The organism is Caulobacter sp. X (assembly GCF_002742635.1).
GTDB lineage: Bacteria > Pseudomonadota > Alphaproteobacteria > Caulobacterales > Caulobacteraceae > Caulobacter.
This window is the reverse complement of sequence record NZ_PEGF01000002.1, coordinates 787,256-805,684: the sequence shown is the minus strand read 5'-3', so window position 1 is coordinate 805,684 and position 18,429 is coordinate 787,256. Positions and strand designations below refer to the sequence as shown.

Genomic DNA, 18,429 nt, shown 5'->3' with positions numbered 1-18,429 from the left:
GTGGCTTTTGTCGCCACTGATGAGGAAGTCCACACTAAAAACATGAGTATGTCTACGGACCTTGACCGTGACATGATCGCGCTGAGGCGGGCGTAATCTGGCGCGGAGGCGGAATCGCGCCTAGATATCCGCCATGTCCACGACCGCTCCCCGCCAAACCCGCTGCCTGATCATCGGATCGGGTCCCGCCGGCTACACCGCCGCCATCTACGCCGCGCGCGCCCTGCTCAAGCCCGTGCTGATCGCCGGCATCCAGCCCGGCGGCCAGCTGACCATCACGACCGACGTCGAGAACTATCCGGGCTTCGCCGACGTGATCCAGGGCCCGTGGCTGATGGACCAGATGCGCGCCCAGGCCGAGCACGTCGGCACCGAGCTGGTCAACGATATCGTGACCTCGGTGGACCTGTCCAAGCGCCCGTTCACGGTCAAGACCGACAGCGGCCAGGACTGGATCGCCGAGACGATCATCATCGCCACCGGCGCCCAGGCCAAGTGGCTGGGCCTGGAGAGCGAGGCCAAGTTCCAGGGCTTTGGCGTCAGCGCCTGCGCCACCTGCGACGGCTTCTTCTATCGCAACAAGGAAGTCGTGGTGGTCGGCGGCGGCAACACGGCCGTCGAGGAAGCGCTGTTCCTGACCAGCTTCGCCAGCAAGGTGACCCTGGTCCACCGCAAGGACGAGCTGCGCGCCGAGAAGATCCTGCAGGAGCGCCTCTTGGCCCATCCGAAGATCGAGGTGGTCTGGGACAGCGTCATCGACGAGGTGACCGGCCAGACCGACCCGATGGGCGTGACGGGCGTGCGCCTGAAGAACGTCAAGACCGGCGCGACCACCGAGCTTTCCTGCGACGGCGTCTTCATCGCCATCGGCCACGCACCGTCCTCGGAGCTGTTCGCCGGCCAGCTGGACACCGGTCCCGGCGGCTATCTGAAGGTCAAGCCGGGCACGGCCTCGACCGCGATCAAGGGCGTCTACGCCGCCGGCGACGTCACCGACGACGTCTACCGCCAGGCCGTCACCGCCGCCGGCATGGGCTGCATGGCCGCCCTGGAAGCCGTCCGCTTCCTGGCCGAGGAAGACCATAAGAAGGCCCACCACCCGATCAGCCACGCCGAGGCGAACAAGATCGGGGTTTGGTGAGGGCGCGCTAGTTCCTCCCCCGCGCGCGGGGGAGGTGGCCCAGAGGGCCGGAGGGGGCTAACACGGCGGGCGTCCAGCTCGCCCCCTCAGTCGCTCCGCGACAGCTCCCCCGCATCGCGGGGGAGCATCTCGAAGATCAGTTCAACGGATTGAGCAAACTCGGCGGCCGAGGCTTGGGCTTGGGCGGCGGAGGGGGCGGCGCGGGCGGCGCCGACACCGCAGGCGGCGCGGGCTCGGTCACCCCCTCAAGCGCCTTGTTGATCTTGGCGATCTCCTCGGCGGTCGGGATGCGGCGGCCGGCGACCACGCCCTGGGCCATCACCCGCTCGCCGTTCGGCGCGTTGGCGTCGGGCACGGTGACCAGGGTCGCGCCCGGCAGCACCAGGTTCGAGACCCCCAGCATCTGGGCCACGGCCCCGGTCGCGGCCGGCGGCGCCGGGACGGCTTGGGCGGCCAGCACCTCGGGCGGGGCGGCCTCCAGAGTGCGCGGGTCGGCGGCGTACAGGATGTCGGCCGAGACGGTCTCATTGCCGGAATAGCGCCCCCGGAACGCCGCCAGCGTCCCGGACGGCCCCGTCCAGCGATAGAAGATGTGCTGGCCAAACTGCTTCAGCTTGACCAGGGTCGGCGCCCAGTACGGCGCCACATAGTCGGCGTGATAGTGGGTGGCCGTGCCCACCGGCTTGAACACGAAGCCCTTCAAGGCGCGCTTGGCCACGGCCTCGGCGTTGGCCCAGATCGCCGGAACCGGCTCGCGCGCCAACGAGCCGTCGCAGGCGAAGCTGAACTGGCAGCCGGTCGCCCGCGCCGCGCCCTCGTAGATCACGCCGCAGATCGACTTCGGATAGCCCGGATGCCTCATCCGGTTGATCACCGTCTGGGCCACCGCCATCTGGCCCTCGCCCGGCTCGAAGCCCGCCTCGTAATAGACCGCCTGGGTCAGGCACTTCAGCGCCTTGGCCCGCGCGTCGGCCGAGCCGGTCAGCACGAACGGCTTGGCCGGCTCCAGGCCGTCGGGAACGGCGGGGCGCAGGGCGTTGATGATCCGCGCCTCGTCGAAGTCGGGCTCGCGATCGCCCAGGCGCGGAATGGCCTTCAGGTCGATGACCTCCCAGCCCTCGACGCGACCCCAATAATCCTTGTGCCGACGCGGGTCGTGGCGCTGGGCCAGTGCCAGCATGGCCGGGTCATAGTCGGCGACATAGCGGGCCAAGCCCTTGTCGCTGAAGCTGCCCGTCACCCGGAAGAGCCCCGCCTCGCGGCCCTCGCCGGCGGCGACGTAGTAGGTCGTGGTCGAGCACGCGCAAAGGCCGCCGACGACCAGCACGGTCGCGGCGGCCTTGCGGATTGAAACGGCGTCCAGGGTCCCCACCCCGCCCTCTGGCGGCTACTTGCCGCCGAGGGTCGAGCGAAGCATCCAGGCGTGCTTCTCGTGCGCCTGCAGGCGCTGGGTGAAGAGGTCGGCCGTGGCTTCGTCGCCGGCGTCCTCGGCGACTGGGAAGCTGTCGCGCAGGGTGCGGATCACCGTCTCGTTGTCGGCCAGCAGCTCTTTCAGCATGGCCTCCCAGTCGTTCTCGGGATTGCCGTCCTTGATGCTCGAGAGGTTGCCAAAGGCCGCGTAGCCCTGCGGGGCCAGCTCGCCCAGGGCGCGGATGCGCTCGGCGATGGCGTCCAGGGCCGTCCACTCCTCGGTGTATTGGCCTTCCAAGAGCACGTGCAGCGATTGGAAGTTCGGACCACGGACGTTCCAGTGATAGCCGTGCGTCTTGAGATAGAGCGCATAGCTGTCGGCCAGCACCTTGTTCAGCGCCGCGGCGATATCGGAGCGTTGTTTGGCGCTCAGTCCGGTGTTCAGAGCATCGGCCATCGTGATCTCCCGTGTTGCTTGTCTTAGGTAAGCGTGCCCATCTTTCGCGCAAGACATCTTTGCTGGGACGAAGATGGAGAACAAAGACGCCCCGTCCCTTGTCTCTGACGAGCAAGGACGCATTCACGGCCTGATTAGCGCATGGCTGATCCCTCCGGTTCCACCACCGGCGCCGCTTTGCGCGCTGGCGGCGTTGATCGGGATCGGCATGGCCGTGCTGATCCGCGTCGCCCTGCTGGGCCTGCACGGCGGCGTCGGCGCGACACAGCCGTTCTTCCCCGCCGTGATGATGGTGACCCTGTACGCCGGCTGGCGCTGGGGCCTGGTCCCGACGCTGGCCGGCGCGGCCTTCGGCTGGTGGCTGTGGGGCGGCCGCGAGGGCGTGCCGCTGTCCGAGGACGAGCTGGCCACCATGGTCATCTACCTGCTGTGCGCGGTGATGGTGGTCGGCATCGCCGAGGGCCTGCGCGGGGCCATCCGGGGCCTGGCCAAGGTCAAGAAGGACCTGGCCGAGGCCGAGGCCCGCCTGCGGGTGACCCAGACCGCCGCCGGCGTCGGCCCCTGGGAGTTCAACGCCGAAACCGGCGAGCTTTACTTCTCGCCCGCCGCCCGGCGGAACATCGGCGCCCCGATGGAAGGACCGATCCGCCTGGCCGACATGGCCAAATACGTCCACCCCGATGACCAGGAGATGGCCCGCGAGCGCGTGATGGCGGCCCTGGCCGGCGCGAGCGAGTACGAGGTCGAGTACCGCTTGGCCGACACCAGCCAGGGCGAGCGCTGGGTCCACGGCCGCGGCGAGGTCGTCCGCGACGAGACCGGCAAGCCGATCCGGATGATCGGGCTGAACTTCGATGTCACCAACCGCCGCCGCGCCGAGGAGCGGGTGCGCGAGAGCGAGGCGCGTTTCCGCAGCCTGGCCGATAGCGCTCCGGCCCTGATGTGGACCACCCGCGTGGGCGGCGCGCGCGAGTTCGTCAACCAGGCCTATGTCGACTTCGCCGGCCTCTCCTATGACGAGGCCCTGACCCTGGACTGGCGCTCGCGCCTGCACCCCGACGATCTGCCGGGCATACTGAAGGCCCAGATCGAGGGCGAGGCCTCGCTGAAGCCGTTCAGCCTGGAGGGCCGCTATCGGCGCGCCGACGGAGAATGGCGCTGGCTGAAGTCGTTCTCGCAGCCGCGTCTGGACTCCGGCGGCGCCTTCTCGGGCTTCTCCGGCATCGCCTTCGACATCACCGACGCCAAGCGGGCCGAGGAGAACCTGACCAACATCAACGAGCTGCTCAGCGAGCGGGCGGCGGCGGCCGTGGCCGAGCGCGACGCCGCCCAGGCCCAGTTGCTGCAGGCCCAGAAGCTGGAAGCCATCGGCCAGCTGACCGGCGGGGTGGCCCACGACTTCAACAACCTGCTGACCGTGGTGATCGGCGCGCTCGACGTCGTCGCGCGTCACCCCGACGACGAACGCCGCCGCGAGCGGATGATCGGCGCGGCCCTGGCGGCGGCCAAGCGCGGCGAGAAGCTGACCCAGCACCTCCTGGCCTTCGCCCGCCGCCAGCCGCTGAAGCCCGAGGTGCGCCGCGTCGACCGCCTGATCGCCGAGAGCGAGGAGCTGCTGAAGCGCGCCCTGGGCGACGCCTATGGCTTCAAGTTGCGGCTAGGCGCCGGCGTGCGCTCGGCCCGCATCGACGCCGGCCAGTTCGAGGCGGCGCTGCTCAACCTGGTCGTCAACGCCCGCGACGCCACCGCGCCCGGCGGCTCGGTGACCATCGAGTCCGGCGCGGTGACGATCAGCGCGCCGCGCGGCGAGCTGGAGCCCGGCGCCTATCTGAAGGTCTCGGTGCAAGACACCGGCTCGGGCATGGACGCGGCCACCATCGCGCGCGCGGTCGAACCCTTCTTCACCACCAAGCCGCCCGGCGAGGGCACGGGGCTTGGCCTGTCGCAGGTCTATGGCTTCGCGCGGCAGAGCGGCGGCTCGGTCGAGATCGAGAGCGTGGTCGGCCAAGGCTCGACCGTCTCCTTGCTTCTGCCGGTGGTCGCGGCGGATACGCCGCGCGATCAGGCCCAGCAGATCGACCATATCCGCGCCCAGACCCCCTCGCGCATCCTGCTGGTCGAGGACGATCCGCAGGTGGCCGAATTGATCGAGGCGATGCTCAGCGACCTGGGCCACACGGTCGTCCGGGCCGGCGGGGTCGAGGAGGCGCTCTCGCGGCTGGACACGGACCCGACGATCGAGCTGGTGCTGACCGACGTGATCATGCCCGGCGGCAAGAGCGGCGTGGACCTGGCCGAACAACTGGCCGCCTCGCGTCCCGGCCTGCCGGTCGTGCTGTGCTCGGGCTATGTCGGCGGCGACCAGAGCCGCGCCCGCGCCGGCGACTGGCCGTTCATCTCCAAGCCGTTCTCGCTGGAAACCCTGGCGCAGGCCTTGGCGCAGGCGCGGGCCAATTGACGACGAGGCGGCGTTCAAGGCGCTGGTGCGGGCGGCGGTGACGGTGAATCTGGCGGGGAAGAAGCCATGAAGTCCGACCTCTCCGGCGAATGCCGGGGAGGTCGGAGCGCGAAGCCAAGTAAGTAAACCTTCACTGAACTGACATGGAAGCGGCCTAAGAGCGCGGGCGTGTTCGAGCACGGGGCCTTGGCGCGAGACGAATCGCGCGCGCCCCGCTAGCTCCTCGCGTCTCCCAAACGACGGCCACAAGGCCGCGAAGAAGGTCTCTTTCATGCGCACTCAATCCTCCCTCAAGCTGGCGTGCCTCTTGGGCGTGTCCCTGCTGGGCGTCGCCTCGGCGGCCCAGGCTCGCCAGGCCGCCGAGCCCGCCACGGCTCTGGAAGAAGTCGTCGTCACCGCCGAGCGCCGCTCGGAGAACCTGCAGAAGGTGCCGCTGTCGGTGGCCGCGGTCGGCGGCGACCAGCTGCGCGCCGTCCAGGCCGGCGGCGAGGACATCCTGGCCCTGTCGGGTCGCGTCCCCAGCCTGTACGCCGAGACCACCACGGGCCGGATCTTCCCGCGCTTCTACATCCGGGGCCTGGGCAACATCGACTTCTATCTGGGCGCCTCGCAGCCCGTGACCATCATCCAGGACGACGTCGTCCTCGAGCACGTGACCCTGAAGTCGAACCCGATGTTCGACATCAAGCAGGTCGAAGTGCTGCGCGGCCCGCAAGGCTCGCTGTTCGGCCGCAACACCACCGCCGGCATCATCAAGTTCGACACCGCCAAGCCGACCCAGGACCTGCAAGGCCGCTTCTCGGCCTCGTACGGCAGCTACGGCACGACCACGTTCGACGGCGGCGTCGGCGGCCCGATCGTCCAGGACAAGCTGGCCTTCCGCCTGTCGGCCCTCTACCAGCACCGCGACGACTGGGTGGACAACACCTTCGCCGGGACCAGCGCCGACGGCACCGTCACGCCCAAGAAGAACGCCATGGGCGGCTATGACGAGAAGGACGTGCGCCTGCAGATCCTGGCCACGCCGAACGACAAGCTGACCGTGCTGGCCTCGGCCCACGCCCGCGACTACGACGGCACCTCGACCCTGTTCCTGCGCAGCGCCCTGACCAAGGGCTCGAACAAGCCGAACGCCCCGCGCGACAGCGTCGCCTATGACGAGGCCGACAACAATCCGCAGGCCTATCAGATGGCCGGGACCAGCCTGAACATCGCCTACGATTTCGGTCCGGTCACCCTGACCTCGATCAGCGCCTACGAGACCGCCAAGGGCAAGAGCCGCGGCGACACCGACGGCGGCGCGGCGGCGAACTTCCCGGTCAATGGCGTCCCGAACGGCTTTGGCCAGTCGATGGGCCAGCTGAAGGACCTGGACCAGGTCAGCCAGGAAATCCGCCTGGCCAGCAACAGCGACGGCCGCCTGAAGTGGCAGGTCGGCGGCATGCTGTTCAGCTCGGAAGACCTGACCAACTTCTACCAGCGCGCCTACTTCACCAAGGCCAACCCGAACAACTGGGTGGCCCTGCGTAACGAGAACACCTCGTGGGCCGTGTTCGGCCAGGCCAGCTACAAGGTCACCGACAAGCTGATGATCACGGCCGGCGCCCGCGAGACCAAGGACGTCAAGAAGACCAACCTCCTGAAGACCGCCGACACCGCCGCCGGCGTCGTCACCTATGCCGGCCGCCGCTATGTGCGCCTGGCCGACACCCAGCCCAGCTGGGACCTGTCGGCCCTGTACGAGGCCACCGACGACTTCAGCGTCTACGCCCGCGTGGCCAAGGGCTTCCGCGGCCCGACCATCCAGGGCCGTTCGGCCGTGTTCAACGCCGACTTCACCACCGCCAATTCGGAAACGATCCTGTCGTGGGAAGCCGGCTTCAAGAGCCGCCTGCTGGACAACACCCTGCGCCTGAACGCCTCGGCCTTCACCTACGAGGTCAGCGACATCCAGCTGAACGGCAACGACAGCAACGGCAATGGCGTGCTGTTCAACGCCGACAAGGCGAAAGCTTATGGCCTGGAAGCCGACGCCGAGTGGCGCCCGATCCCGAACCTGCTGCTGACCGCCGGCGCCAGCTGGCTGCACAGCGAGATCAAGGACAAGCGCGTCTACGCCCAGGTCTGCGCCCTGAACGGCGTCGTGGTCTGCACGGTTGAGAACCCGACGATCAAGATCGGCTCGAACGTCTTCGCCCAGATCGACGGCCAGCCGCTGCCGAACGCGCCGAAGTACAACCTGAACTTCACCGCGCGCTACGACGTGCCGGTGGCCGACGACCGCCGCGTGTTCATCGCCACGGACTGGAACGTCCAGGGCTACACCAACTTCGTGCTCTACAAGACCGAGGAGTTCTACTCGAAGGGCAACTTCGAGGGCGGCGTGAAGCTGGGTTACGAGAACCTCGACAAGGGCTACGAGATCGCCCTCTTCGGCCGCAACATCACCAATGAGAAGAACCTCAAGGGCGTGATCGAGAACTACATGGCCGCCGTCTACAACGAGCCGCGCGTCTGGGGCGTCTCGCTGAGCGCCAAGCTGAAGTAACGACTTCCTCCCCCTGCCCCGTCGCTTTGGCGGGGCAAGCCCTTGGGCCCTGGCGTGAAAGCGCCGGGGCCTTTCTTTTTTTGGCCCCTCGCCAAAACCCCGTGTCATCCCGGAAACGCCGCGGGCGTTATCCGGGATGACACAAGAATGGGTTGGCTTCCCCTACGCCGCGTCCGATTGCGCCGGCGGATGGATGCGGCCGCCTTGGGCGAGCAGGGCGTCGATGGCCTCGGCCGGAACTGGCGGGCTGAACAGGAAGCCCTGGGCCTGGGCGCAGCCGATCGCTTTCAGGATCTCGCGCTGGGCCAGGGTCTCGACGCCCTTGGCCATGACCGACAGGCTCAGCGCCTTGGCCAGGCGCACGATGGCCGCGACCACCGCCTCGGCGTCGGCGTCCAGGCCCAGCGGCGTGACGAAGCTGCGGTCGATCTTGATCCGGTCGATCGGGTAGCGGCGGATGTAGGACAGGCTGGAGCAGCCGACGCCGAAGTCGTCCAGCACCAGCGAAAAGCCCATGTGCCGCAGGCGATCGACCGTGTCGTGCGCGCCCTCGCCGTCGCCCAGCAGCGCCCCTTCGGTGATCTCCAGGGCCAGCTGGCGCGGATTGGCGCCGGTTTCCTTGATCAGCTCGGCGAGCTCGTCGACGAAGCCCGCCCGCTTCATCTGCCGGGCCGAGACGTTGATCCCGACCTGCAGACCTCGCCAGCGGACGCTGTCCCTCAGCGCGCGCCGCAGCACATAGCGACCCATCTCCTCGCTGAGGCCGCAGTCCTCGGCCATCGGGATGAAGGCGTCGGGCGGGATGTCGCCGCGCGTGGGATGCGACCAGCGGGCCAGGGCCTCGACCCCGACGACCCGATCAGCGGCGTCGACCTGGGGTTGGTATTCGAGACGGACCTCGCCATTGCGCACGGCCGCCCGCAGATCCTCTTCCAGCGCCCGCCGCGCCTTCAGGGCCGCGTCCATGGCGTCCTCGAAGAAGCAGTAGCGGCCGCGCCCCTCGCTCTTGGCGCGATAGAGCGCGACGTCCGCGCGGCGCGCGGCCTCGGCGGCGCCGATATGGGCCTCGGAGGGCTCGATCAGCACGACCCCGACCGAGCCGCTGACGAAGTGGACGCCGAACGACATCTCCATCGGCCCACAAAGGGTCTTCAAGAGGCGCTCGGCGACGATCGCCGCGCCGTTGGCGTCGAGGTCGGTCGCCACCACGCCGAATTCATCGCCGCCCAGGCGCGCCACCGTCTCGCCGCCGCGGCAGACCCCGGCCAGGCGCTCGCCGACCTTGCGGATCAGTTCGTCGCCGGCGGCGTGGCCGTGGGTGTCGTTGACGGCCTTGAAGCGGTCGAGGTCGATCGCCAGCACCGCCATGGCCCGCTGCTTGCGGTCCAGGCCGTCGATCGCCTGGCGCAACCGCTCCTCGAACAGCAGGCGGTTGGGCAGGCCGGTCAGGCCGTCGTGCAAGGCCAGGTGCTTGGCGCGCGCCTCGCTGGTGATCAGCCCCTCGGCGATCAGCCGGCCGCGGCGAGCCAGCAGGATGGTCGCCAGGGTCAGGGCCAGGACCACGACCAGCACCGGCCCGATCGTCTTGCGCAGCAGGCGCTGGCCCGGATGCGGCGGGCTCCAGTCCAGCGTCGCCACGACGTTTCCGGCCGCGTCTCGCAGCGGCAAGTGGGTGAACCCGGGCTCGTCGGCGGCGGTATGGTGCAGGTGGGTTCCGGCCAGCAGGAACCGGTCGGCGAAGGCCTCGATGAACGGTCCGCCGATCTTCATCGCCGTCACGACGATCGGGGCCCGCGCGTGCCTGAGCGCCGCGTGGTTGAAGTCCGGCCGCACCAGGCTGGCGGTAACCAGATAGACCTCTTCGTCGATCTTGGCGAAGGCGCTTACCTGGGTCGGCCGCGTGACGAAGACGCCGGTCAGCTGCGGACCGGCGACCGGCTTCAGCGCCTGCTCGTTCAGGCGGAGCTGAGCCACGAGCGGCGCCAGCACCGCGGCCCGCCGCTGGGCGTCGGCCGCGGGCAGCGCGTCATGCCCCGCCTGGGCCAGTCGCGGCCGGTCCTGGCTGTCCAGCACGAACACCTGGTCGAAGCCGATCTGGATCAGGTAGTCGGCGATGTTCTCCTTGGCCCAGGCCGGATCGAACCGGTTGTCCAGACGACGCACGGCCTCGTCCCAGGTGACCTCGGGCGCGATGGCGTGCTCGATGTCCCGCATCTGGGACTTAAGGCCCCGCTCGACCAAGGCCAGGTCGTGCCGCTGCGCCTCCTGGTCGATCTGCCCCGCCAGGATGATCATGACTGATAGAAGCAGTCCCACCGCGGACAGGGCGATCATCGCCAGCGGCGCCGACAGCTTCCTTGCGAGGCGCGTCATCGCGCGGCTTCTCCGAGTGAAATTTCGCGACCACCGTTCGGCGAAAATGGCTAAGGCCAAGCTAAGCCGGCGGCCTAACCAAGCCCAATTGGCCGCGACCCGCTGTCGCACCCGCTCCGCGCCCGACCTTTGGCGTCCGGGTCGTCCCGACCGTTCACTTTGGGCCGGAAAGGTTCTAGAGAGACCGACCCGTCCCCTTAGAGCTACGCGAAACCTCCCTTGCGACTTCCCCAGGCCCGTCTCGACCAGGTTCTCGACCGTTTCCGCGAAGTGGAGGCGCGCATGGGCGCGGCCACCGACGGGACCGAGATCGTCAAGCTCTCCAAGGAGCACGCCGAGCTGAAGCCGGTGGCCGAGGCCGTCGAGCGGCTGGCCAAGCTGACCGCCGAGCGCGCCGAGCTGGACGTCATGGCCGCCGACCCGGAAATGGCCGACATGGTCCGCGACGAGATGGCGGACCTCGACGAGAAGCTGCCGGCGCTGGAGCGCGAGCTGGCTCTGATGCTGGCCCCCAAGGACAAGGACGAGAACGCTTCCGCCATTCTCGAAGTGCGCGCCGGCACCGGCGGCGACGAGGCGGCGCTGTTCGCCGGCGACCTCTTCCGCATGTACCAGCGCTACGCCCAGCTACACGGCTGGAAGGTCGAGATCGACAGCATCTCGGAAGGCGAAATGGGCGGCTACAAGGAAATCGTCGCCTCGATCACCGGCGACGGCGTGTTCGGCCGGCTGAAGTTCGAAAGCGGCGTCCACCGCGTGCAGCGCGTTCCGGCCACCGAAGCCCAAGGCCGCATCCACACCTCGGCCGCCACCGTCGCGGTGCTGCCCGAGGCCGAGGACGTCGAGATCGAGATCAAGGAAAGCGACCTGCGGATCGACACCTATCGCTCGTCGGGCGCGGGCGGCCAGCACGTCAACAAGACCGACTCGGCCGTGCGCATCACCCACTTGCCGACCGGCGTGGTGGTGACCTCCTCGGAAAAGTCGCAGCACCAGAACCGCGCCCGGGCCATGAAGAACCTGAAGGCGCGCCTCTACGACATGCAGCGCGAGGCCCTGGACAGCGCTCGCTCCGAAGCCCGCAAGAGCCAGGTCGGCAGCGGCGACCGCTCCGAGCGCATCCGCACCTACAACTTCCCGCAAGGCCGGGTGACCGACCACCGGATCAACCTGACGCTCTACAACCTGTCGCGGATCATGGAGGGCGACGCCCTCGACGACGTGATCAACCCACTGATCGCCGAGGACCAGGCCGAGCGCCTGGCGAGCCTGGAAGAAAGCTTCGGCTAATGGCTTGGAGCATGATCTCGTCCGAAAACCGGTTCCCACTTTTCGGGATCACGCTCTGATGTCCTGGACCCGCACCTACGACGAGGCCGAGCCCCAGCGGGTCAACAAGTGGCTGGCCCAGAGCGGCGTCTGCTCGCGCCGCGAGGCCGAACAGCTGATCAGCGACGGCCTCGTCTCGATCGACGGCGAGGTCGTGGAGGACGTCGGCCGCAAGATCCAGCCGGGCCAGACCCTGGTGCTGGCCGACCGGGCCACCGCCAAGCTGGACGCCACCCCGACCTACCTGATCCACAAGCCGCGCGGCGTGGTCTCGGCCCAGCCGGACCCCGGCCAGGTCCCGGCCGCGCGCCTCCTGACCCGCGCCAACCTGTGGGGCGACGCGCGCGGCGTGGCGATCCCGCAGTCCGGCGACCTGATCCCGCCCGTGGGGCGTCTGGACAAGGACTCGCGCGGCCTGCTCCTGCTGTCGCAGGACGGCGTCGTGGCCAAGGCCGTGATCGGCCCGCAGTCGGATCTGGAAAAGGAATATCGCGTCGCCGTCATGGGCGAGCTGACCGAAGAGAAGCTGGAGCTCCTGCGCTTCGGCCTCGAGCTCGACGGCCGCGAACTGAAGCCGGCCGAGGTCGAGGTGATCTCCGACCAGCGCCTGCGCTTCGTGCTGCGCGAGGGCCGCAACCGGCAGATCCGCCGGATGTGCGACCTCGTGGACCTGAAGGTGGTGGACCTGTTCCGCGTGCGGATCGGTCCGCTGGACCTGGGCGACATGCCCGAAGGCCGCTGGCGCCCGCTGACGAGCGCCGAACGGGCGGCGCTGATCGCGGGTTAGAGCCGTTTAGCCGATCTGGTCGATGATCTCGGCGCGGAGATCCGCGCGGGTCATGCCGGGCCAGGCCCATTCGGATTGCGCCGGACGAACCGGCTGCGGCGCGACGCGCTGCGAGGTTTGGGTGCGGGGCGCGCGCTGAGCGGCGGCCTCGCGGATAGAAACGATTTTCATGAAGTTCCAAAACAGGGGCCGGCGAGATTGCCGGTCCCAAACGCTAGATGGGTGGGAAATCGCTCAAGACCGTCGATGACGGCGCGGAGCGTGCGAAGCATCGTCCTGAGCTCCGGCCTCAGTAACAGGCGCGAAAACGTAAGCGGACGATCGCTTATGGGTAACAGATGGTGCGCCGCGCGTCTGGTTCAAGGGGCGCGGCTGAAGGACGCGGCCCGGAGAGCCGGGGGAGACGCTTGCCGAGCGGGCGTCGGCGTAGGAAGATCGCTTTGCGAGTAGAGCGGCTTCGCTGTCGCTAAGGGCGAGGTGTCGTTGATGTTTTCCGCGTTGCGCGTCTCGGGCGCCGCCCTGGCGCTGGCCTTGCTGTCCACCCAGACCCTGGCGGCGTCCAAATGCCAAGTCATGAAGCTGGCGGAGCTTCCCGTCACCATGGAAGGCCCGTCACCGGTCATGACGGCCCAGATCAATGGACGCGAGGCTCGCTTCATCGTCGATAGCGGCGCGTTCTACAGCACGATGTCGGCCGGCGCGGCCCAGGAGCTCGGCCTCTCGATCAACAACCTGGGGAACGCGCGCCTGAAAGGCCTGGGCGGCGAAACCTCGCTCGGCGTGGCGACGGTCAAGGAGTTCGTCATCGCCGGGCAGAAGCTGTCGCGGATCGAATTCGCGGTCGGCGGCAGCTCCACGCGCTATGCCGGCTTCCTGGGCCAGAACATTCTCGGCCTGGCGGGCGTGGAGTACGACCTGACCCACGGCGCCGTCCGGCTCATGAAGACCGGGGACTGCGGCGACATCGGCCTGGCCTATTGGGCCGGAGACAGGCCTTTCACCGTCATTCGCATCGACTCGATGGAGGACGGCGACCGGCACACGATGGGCGCGGTCGAGGTCAACGGCGTAAAGCTCAAGGCGATGTTCGACACCGGCGCCTCCAGTTCGGCGCTCTCGCTGGACGCGGCCAAGCGCCTGGGCGTCAATCCGGAAAAGGACGGCCTGCCCCTGGAGGGCTTCAGCTCGGGCGTCGGCCAGAAGCGCGTGCGGACGTGGAAGGCGCGTTTCGACAAGATCGATATCGGCGGCGAGATGATCAGCAAGCCCTTCCTGCGGATCTTCGACGGGCCGCTTGGGAACGCCGACATGCTGATCGGCGTCGACTTCTTCCTCAGCCACCGGGTCTTCGTCGACAACCAGAACCGGCGGATGTTCTTCACCTATGAGGGCGGTCCCCTGTTCGGGATCAGCCCAAAGGGCGCGGTTGATAATTCCGGCAAGTCGCTGGACCTGACCGACAAGACCGCCGAGCCGACCGATGCGCCGGGCTATGCGCGGCGAGGCGCCGTGCTGGCCTCGAACGGCAAGTTCGACGCCGCCATAGCCGATTTCGACAAGGCCATCGCGCTGGAGCCGAACGACGCGGACTACCTGCTGCAGCGGGCCCGGGCGCGCCTGTCCAACCGTCAGCTGCTGCTCGGCGCGGCCGACCTGGACAAGTCCATCGCGCTGGATCCGAAGGACGCCGAGGCGCGCCTGACCCGCGCCCAGCTGCGCCGCGGCGCGCGCGATCCGGCCGGGGCGCTGGCCGATCTGAAGGCGGCGGACGAGACCCTGGCGCCGTCCGCCCAGGCCCGACTGCCCCTGGCCCGGCTGTATGGCGCCCTGGACGCGACCGAGCAGGCCCTGACCAACTACGATCTCTGGCTGAAAAGCCATCCGGAGGACGTGGCCCGCGCCGAGGCCCTGAACGGCCGCTGTTGGGCGCGGGCGCTGCTGAACCGGGAGCTGGACAAGGCGCTGAGCGACTGCGACGCGGCGCTGCGCCTGCATCCTGGCGATCCGGCCTTCCTGGATAGCCGCGCCCTGGTCCGCTTCCGCCGCGGCGAACTGGAGAAGGCGTTGGCCGACTACGACGCGGCCGTAAAGGGATCGCCTCGCGAAGCCTGGACACTCTACGCGCGCGGCCTTGTCCAGCGCCGCCTGGGCAAGACAGCGGAGGCCGACGCGGACAAGGCCAAGGCGCTGGAGATCAATCCCGGCGTCGCCGCGCGGATCAAGCGCTACCAGTTGGAAGGCTGAGCCCTAACCCGCCGGGGTCAGCGCGATGTCGACCATGATCTCGCCGGAGATGGCCTCCAGGGCGTCCTGCACCGCGTCGGCGGTCAGGCCCGGCGGCAGGCGCAGGCGGGCGTCCAGGTGGAACAGGGGCGCGCCCTGGTGGGGCTCGATGCTGAGGCGCGAGCCGAAGCTCTCGATATTGGCGCCCAGGTCGCTGAGCACGCCGGTGACCTGGTGGACGATGCCCGGCCGGTCCTGGCCGACAACGCCCAGCTGGAGCAGCTCGCCGGTCGCGGCGGGCGCTTCGATGGTCGGCGCGATCCGCACCTCCAGCCCGTGGGCGTCCACCGCCGAGACGGCCGCGCGCAGGGCCTCTTCCTGGCCCGGCTCCAGCTCGATCAGCACCGAGCCGACATAGAGACCGCCCAGCTGGCTGAGATGGCTCTCCAGCCAGTTGCCGCCGGCCGACAGCACGGCGCTGGCCAGGGCCTGGGTCAGGCCAGGCCGGTCGCTGCCGACGACGCTGAGGATCAGGGTGATCATGAAGGCGCTCCGACAGATGGGAGGCGGAGCCCGCCACGCGGCCGCGCCGCTGTCAATGCGTCGGCGCGAACGCCGGCCATCACCCGCCGAAGATGAACTCGGATTTGTAGTAGCCCTTGGCCGGATCGAGGATGTCGATCGCGAACGGCGCGGCCCCGTCGGCAAGATCGGTCAGCCAGGCGTCGTTGGATCGCGCCATCACCCCCACATCGGCCTTTTGCGCCTCGGCCAGCAGCCAGCCGACCATCGCGGCCTTGGTCCCGATCCCATTGGCCCCGTCTCCGCCATACGAGGCGAAATAGTTGACGCGCTGATCGATCAGAGCATGGATCTTGGAGTCGGTGGGCGCCGCGCCGAAGATGGTCTTATAGGCCTCGCGCGTGGCGTCGAAGAGGCTGAGGCCACCGTACTTGGCCGCGAACCCGTCCTTGCCCTCGCCGTTCTTACCGAGGTTGACCGCGAAGTTGATGTAGCGGTTCTCGAGATTGAACGACTGGTAGTACGCGCTGTTGAGGTTGTTGGCATTGGGGCCTGTCGGCGAGACGAGGTAATCCACCCCCGCCTGCCCCGGAATCTTGCCGGTGAAGAACTGGTAGGCGAGAGTCGCGACCGAGCTCGTCGAACCCGCTTCGCGGACGATCTGGGCGACGGCGCCGCTGACGGACAGCGCGCCGCTCGCGACGGAGGTGGAGAGCTTTGCCGTCAGGTCGCCGGCGGCGCCATCGACGAAGCCTTGCCGCAGGATGCCGCCCACCGCCATGGCGATCGCCGGGCTGAGGTCTGACAGCTTGACCGTGCGATCGCTGAACGCCAGGCTCTCGATGTTCCGAAGCCTGTCGGCGCCGTCCAGGGCCTGGGTCCGGATATCCGCCACGCTCCATCCGTCGCTCTCGACGGTCACGGCATAGTCGCGAACCCTGCCGCCGTATCGCGCCATGTCGACGCCGGCCCCGCCATCCAGAAGGTCGTCGCCCCCGCCGCCCGTCAGGGTGTCGGCCGATGGCCCGCCGACGAGATCGTCGGCGCCCCCGCCGCCGGCCAGAACGCCCGCGCCGCCGCCCGCGTAGAGCACGTCGCGATCATCGTCCCCGAACAGCTGTACGCTGACCGTGGCGCTGTCGTTCATCGCGGCCTGCGTGCTGGCCGCGGCGGCGAACAGCAGGATCCAGACCCCGCCGAACTCGCCGACCCCGACGCTCTTGTAGTCGACGCCCAGCAGGCTGGCCGCGCCCGACGGCGCGCTGAAGAAGGCCTGGAAGACCTTCTCCGCGTCGGTCTCCGCCGAATAGATCGCGACGACCTTCAGGTTCGCCAAGGCCGCGCCGGCCGGCAGCTGCGGCAAGTTCGCGAAGGCGGCGGCCACGGACTTGCCGTTCGACAGGGTCGCGGCCCAACCCTCGAGATTGGCGCGGTCGAAGGCCAGCTGCGGCGCCACGGGGTTGTTGACGGCCCAGTCGCGCGCCACGCGGTTGGCCAGAACCGTCAGGGTCTTGTCGACGCCCAGTTCGGTTCCGTCGGTGCGCCGATCATTCAGATAGGCCGCGAACGCCGCCTCGGTCTTCGACAGGCCGTCGCCGGCGAAGGCGCCGACCGCGGCGGTAAAGACCGTGCCATTATAGCCCTGGGCGGGATTGGCCGTCGGACTCCAGAGGGCGATCTGGTTCTGGGGAATGGGGTCGGCGTTGGCGCTCGGCTTGTAGCCCAGGCCGGAGCCAATCTGGATGTAGTGGACATAGGCGCTGGCCGCCGCGCCGGAGAGGACCGCCGCCCGGGCGTCGGCATAGGTGTTGAGGTAGTAGTCGGGATCGAAGGCGAGCTTGGCGAAATTGATGTCCGGGACCGCGGCGGCGGAGGACGCGGCCTCTGCGTTCGACAGCGCCACCTCGGCGGTCAGATGCAGCGACGACCTATACTTGTCGAATGCCGCCCCTGCCTCTTCCTTCACTAAGTCACTAAACTCCAACGTATAGATGATGCTTCCGGCGAAACCGCCGAGCGCCCCCAAGATCGCCGCTCCGATTGGCCCTGTGACAAACCCGCCTATAAAAGCCACAGCCCTTACGGCCCCTAAAGTTGAGACACCCTTCACAAGAAAGTCCGCAGCCTGCTCGACAGCTTCCTTCGCGGGATCTTTGGATGCGTATATTTCTCGAGCAGCCACATCAATTTCTAAAAGATACCCAAGAATACCAAAAGACGCCTTAAGCCTACCCAATAGCTTCACAGCGTCATCCGAGTTCTTTACATTTTCTTCTACAATCCTCATAATATCGAATTTAGTCTTTTCAGCATCTATGGTTCCTGCAAGGATTTTATCCCGAGTTTCACGGGCCCACTTATCGACCGCCGCGTCGCTGTCAGCGGTGCTCGGCGTGAAATCCAGCTTCAGCGTATAGGACTGCGCCGTCGCATAGACCGGGGACGGGGCCACCAGGACAGTGTTCGAACCGGCCAGGATCTGGAGCGTGAAGGTGAGCGCCTTGGACGGGTTGTCGTTCAGGAAGATGGTCGCCTTGGCGGTTCCGGCGCTCGAGGCGGTCAAGGAGAAGCGATCGCTGGCGTCGGCCCCGCCGACCGAGTCGACGATGACGATCGGCTTGGCGCCTACGGCGCCCAGGTTCCGCTCCGGCGTCCCCAAAACCGCCTTGCCGACCGTCGGCGGCGTCAGGGTGTTGGCCGGGTCGCTGAAGACGACGGTGTCCAGCGAGAAGCCTTTCTGGTCCACGAACGCGTCGATCGCCGCTATGGCCGCGATGCCAGTGTTGCTGCTGAACGAGAAGGTCTGGATCCCGGTCCTGGTGTTCTCGAAGCTCGCCAGCACCTTGCCGGTCGCGTCGTAGAACTCGACCAGCGTGCTTCTCGACCGATCGAAATAGCCGACATTGACGCTGGCCGACTGAACAGGCGCATCGAACAAGACGAAGACGGGTCCGAGATAGGATGCGTTCGCGGCGAGCGCCGGACTGGCGGGTTGAGCGGAGTCGTTAACGATTACGCCAGTTGTGTAGACGGTGTTGTTCGAGGCCTTGAAGACAGGGTTCTTTGCGCCCAGCCCTTGCTCGCTGAAGGTGATCGTCGGCATCGCGCAGGTCCCTATGGCGGTTACGCGGTTCGGGGCAGGTTACTTTCCACGCTTGTTCAGCCGTCGCTCATAGGGACC

General features: G+C 68.1%; 12 protein-coding genes. 6 read left to right on the top strand and 6 right to left on the bottom strand.

The genetic code is table 11. From position 1 onward, the window contains the following. The first annotated feature begins 133 nt into the window (after window positions 1-133). On the top strand, window positions 134-1,141 hold the full coding sequence (gene trxB, locus CSW60_RS16035; RefSeq protein WP_099538308.1) for a thioredoxin-disulfide reductase: 1,008 nt from the start codon (window positions 134-136) through the stop codon (window positions 1,139-1,141). 136 nt (window positions 1,142-1,277) lie between these two features. On the opposite strand, the gene CSW60_RS16025 is transcribed toward trxB, so the two are convergent. Further along, complete coding sequence (locus tag CSW60_RS16025; protein WP_099538307.1) at window positions 1,278-2,513, bottom strand: cell wall hydrolase; 1,236 nt, start codon at window positions 2,511-2,513, stop codon at window positions 1,278-1,280. Window positions 2,514-2,528: 15 nt separating this feature from the next. Next, complete coding sequence (locus tag CSW60_RS16020) at window positions 2,529-3,008, bottom strand: Dps family protein (RefSeq protein WP_201723074.1); 480 nt, start codon at window positions 3,006-3,008, stop codon at window positions 2,529-2,531. Window positions 3,009-3,081: 73 nt separating this feature from the next. Here CSW60_RS16020 and CSW60_RS16015 point away from each other — a divergent pair, with 73 nt between their 5' ends. Beyond that, window positions 3,082-5,466, top strand: a complete 2,385-nt coding sequence (locus CSW60_RS16015) for a PAS domain-containing sensor histidine kinase (RefSeq protein WP_099538305.1) — start codon at window positions 3,082-3,084, stop codon at window positions 5,464-5,466. 271 nt (window positions 5,467-5,737) lie between these two features. Next, window positions 5,738-8,014, top strand: coding sequence for a TonB-dependent receptor (locus tag CSW60_RS16010; protein ID WP_099538304.1), 2,277 nt, complete (start codon window positions 5,738-5,740; stop codon window positions 8,012-8,014). A 162-nt stretch (window positions 8,015-8,176) separates the two neighbouring features. On the opposite strand, the gene CSW60_RS16005 is transcribed toward CSW60_RS16010, so the two are convergent. Beyond that, window positions 8,177-10,387 carry a bifunctional diguanylate cyclase/phosphodiesterase gene (locus CSW60_RS16005; protein WP_099538303.1) on the bottom strand — a complete coding sequence of 737 codons (2,211 nt, stop codon included), beginning with the start codon at window positions 10,385-10,387 and terminating at the stop codon, window positions 8,177-8,179. A gap of 219 nt (window positions 10,388-10,606) precedes the next feature. On the opposite strand from CSW60_RS16005, the gene prfA reads away from it, so the two are divergent. Both prfA and CSW60_RS15995 read left to right on the top strand, forming a co-directional pair. Further along, window positions 10,607-11,677: a peptide chain release factor 1 gene (prfA, locus tag CSW60_RS16000; protein WP_099538302.1), complete on the top strand. Its 1,071-nt coding sequence runs from the start codon at window positions 10,607-10,609 to the stop codon at window positions 11,675-11,677. Between the two features lie 58 nt (window positions 11,678-11,735). Beyond that, on the top strand, window positions 11,736-12,503 hold the full coding sequence (locus tag CSW60_RS15995; protein WP_099538301.1) for a pseudouridine synthase: 768 nt from the start codon (window positions 11,736-11,738) through the stop codon (window positions 12,501-12,503). A gap of 6 nt (window positions 12,504-12,509) precedes the next feature. On the opposite strand, the gene CSW60_RS15990 is transcribed toward CSW60_RS15995, so the two are convergent. Beyond that, complete coding sequence (locus CSW60_RS15990; protein WP_099538300.1) at window positions 12,510-12,674, bottom strand: hypothetical protein; 165 nt, start codon at window positions 12,672-12,674, stop codon at window positions 12,510-12,512. A 315-nt stretch (window positions 12,675-12,989) separates the two neighbouring features. On the opposite strand from CSW60_RS15990, the gene CSW60_RS15985 reads away from it, so the two are divergent. Next, window positions 12,990-14,747: an aspartyl protease family protein gene (locus CSW60_RS15985; protein ID WP_099538299.1), complete on the top strand. Its 1,758-nt coding sequence runs from the start codon at window positions 12,990-12,992 to the stop codon at window positions 14,745-14,747. Window positions 14,748-14,750: 3 nt separating this feature from the next. Here the strand turns inward: CSW60_RS15985 and CSW60_RS15980 are convergent, their stop codons facing one another. Both CSW60_RS15980 and CSW60_RS24315 read right to left on the bottom strand, forming a co-directional pair. After that, window positions 14,751-15,269, bottom strand: coding sequence for a glycine cleavage system protein R (locus tag CSW60_RS15980; protein ID WP_099538298.1), 519 nt, complete (start codon window positions 15,267-15,269; stop codon window positions 14,751-14,753). Window positions 15,270-15,348: 79 nt separating this feature from the next. Further along, on the bottom strand, window positions 15,349-18,351 hold the full coding sequence (locus tag CSW60_RS24315; RefSeq protein ID WP_161495654.1) for a hypothetical protein: 3,003 nt from the start codon (window positions 18,349-18,351) through the stop codon (window positions 15,349-15,351). Window positions 18,352-18,429 lie beyond the last annotated feature (78 nt).

Bases quoted from the DNA above. Each gene is read 5' to 3' on its own strand.
- trxB (WP_099538308.1), top strand. From the start codon at position 134: ATGTCCACGACCGCTCCCCGCCAAACCCGCTGCCTGATCATCGGATCG.
- CSW60_RS16020 (WP_201723074.1), bottom strand. From the start codon at position 3,008: ATGGCCGATGCTCTGAACACCGGACTGAGCGCCAAACAACGCTCCGAT.
- CSW60_RS16015 (WP_099538305.1), top strand. From the start codon at position 3,082: ATGGAGAACAAAGACGCCCCGTCCCTTGTCTCTGACGAGCAAGGACGC.
- CSW60_RS16010 (WP_099538304.1), top strand. From the start codon at position 5,738: ATGCGCACTCAATCCTCCCTCAAGCTGGCGTGCCTCTTGGGCGTGTCC.
- CSW60_RS16005 (WP_099538303.1), bottom strand. From the start codon at position 10,387: ATGACGCGCCTCGCAAGGAAGCTGTCGGCGCCGCTGGCGATGATCGCC.
- CSW60_RS15995 (WP_099538301.1), top strand. From the start codon at position 11,736: ATGTCCTGGACCCGCACCTACGACGAGGCCGAGCCCCAGCGGGTCAAC.
- CSW60_RS15990 (WP_099538300.1), bottom strand. From the start codon at position 12,674: ATGAAAATCGTTTCTATCCGCGAGGCCGCCGCTCAGCGCGCGCCCCGC.
- CSW60_RS15985 (WP_099538299.1), top strand. From the start codon at position 12,990: ATGTTTTCCGCGTTGCGCGTCTCGGGCGCCGCCCTGGCGCTGGCCTTG.
- CSW60_RS15980 (WP_099538298.1), bottom strand. From the start codon at position 15,269: ATGATCACCCTGATCCTCAGCGTCGTCGGCAGCGACCGGCCTGGCCTG.
- CSW60_RS24315 (WP_161495654.1), bottom strand. From the start codon at position 18,351: ATGCCGACGATCACCTTCAGCGAGCAAGGGCTGGGCGCAAAGAACCCT.